1 protein-coding gene is annotated in these 1,691 nt (G+C 47.6%); it reads right to left on the reverse strand.

Annotation, left to right across the window (positions count from 1 at the left end; all coding sequences use genetic code 11):
- Positions 1 to 375: 375 nt before the first annotated feature.
- Entirely contained in the window at positions 376 to 1,065 is a 690-nt protein-coding gene (locus QPL98_RS19375; RefSeq protein WP_303293868.1) for a hypothetical protein, read from the reverse strand.
- Positions 1,066 to 1,691 lie beyond the last annotated feature (626 nt).

Raw genomic sequence — 1,691 nt, forward strand, 5'->3', positions numbered from 1 at the left:
GCTTCTTGGTCTGGTACTCGGCTTCGGAGAAGGTGATCTGATCCATGGTGGCAACGAATCCTGTGCAGTTGACGATGACCGTATTATCGCTGATTTTGAGACTTATTCAGAGCCTCCCTAATGATCGCATTTCAAACCAAACATCAGCGTCATATTGGTAAATAGTTACAGTAAGCTCAATTCCATGCCTCTGGACTACGTACCTATGCCAAATACCGTCGTGCTCCACTTCCGGAAGTACCTCAAGTACGGATAGCACATCTGCCTCATCCCAGACCAGCACCGAATCTCCTTGGGCTATAACGCCGCCAACATGCGCGGCTACGAAATGGAGGCGAAGCCGCAATGTAGTAGGCGTCGCCGTGCTTGGCCTTGTTAACGACCTCCCTTATCAAACCACCGAACCTCACTAAAACGTTCTCTGTTATTAATCAAATATGCTTCAATAGCTTCCAAAAGCTCCTGAGAAACTTGAGGATTTATCTTTCCCATTTTATCGAACCCCATCGTACCACCAGAAAAACCTTCACCGTCAGGTGACAAATTGAGGCCAATAGAATTAAACCCAGCCTCCATCGGTAAATCCAATGCATTAATTCGCCCTTCTTGCCTCTGGGCAGTAATTATTGGGAAAGGGTCCATCGCCACACGTTCTCCCGTTTCAACCAACTCACCATATGGCCCTAAATTATTGGCTATTACAGGAACATCCCAACAAAACTCGGCAGGAGTTTCCTCTGGCACAGCAATATGAAGTAGCCCTACGACCGGAAATCCATCCCTCAGCAAACCTGATGCCTGCTTAAAGCCCATTGAATTTACATTTCTGGAGGGCTTTGCAATGGTAGGACGCAGTACTTTTACTTCAATGGCAACCGATCGCTCAAAATGATATCGGTAATCATTAAATGGTATAAGAAGAAGATCAATATCTCCCGGCTTCTGCTCCGGGTCTAATCCTAGGTGGGCGCGGGGCACATTTACAGATACCAGCACATCATTAGCAAACTGATGCTCTGGGTATGGAAATGCAGAATTAAGAGCAAAGCTGACGGAGTTTGCCAAAGCAGTCCTATTAGCGACAATACGCTTTATTATTTCCTCCTCAGACCTCAGCCACATTGCATTCTTCACCATATATTAGTTAACGACGGATGTTAAGCGGCACTGGCGCCAGCCAGGGTCCGACTTAACGTGTGGTTATACGGACCGTCCTGAAAGACTCTCATACTCCACCCTACTCACAGACCACTCCACACTCTGCAGACATCCCTGGGAAGTTATCAGGCCAGTAGTCAGCGGGGGCACCGAAGATGCGAAGGCACGGAACAAAGGCGACCACGATTGCCGATTGATCCGCCTTCCCTCAAGAGCCAAGCCAGACGGATCAAGCGCGACTTATCCGTCTGGCTTGGCTCTTGAGGGTAGCAGGGAGAGCGTTCAACGGCGATCCGCTCTATTTGTTTTCTTGCACCGGGTTTCAAAACCCGAAAAAGACTGTTTATATATACAGTATATTCAGGTAACCTTCCGAGAAAAGGCAAGAAAACCCTATGCAATCAACCCACCGCTATAACACTGAAGCATTTAATGGTCGTGCGCAGCATGGCCTTTAAATGTGGGTTGGACTAAGCCGCTGCCACTAATGCCAGCACACAATGTATAAGGGTAAAGTAAATTTTGAACGGATA

Source organism: Marinobacter sp. ST-43, from assembly GCF_030541085.1.
Lineage (GTDB): Bacteria > Pseudomonadota > Gammaproteobacteria > Pseudomonadales > Oleiphilaceae > Marinobacter > Marinobacter nauticus.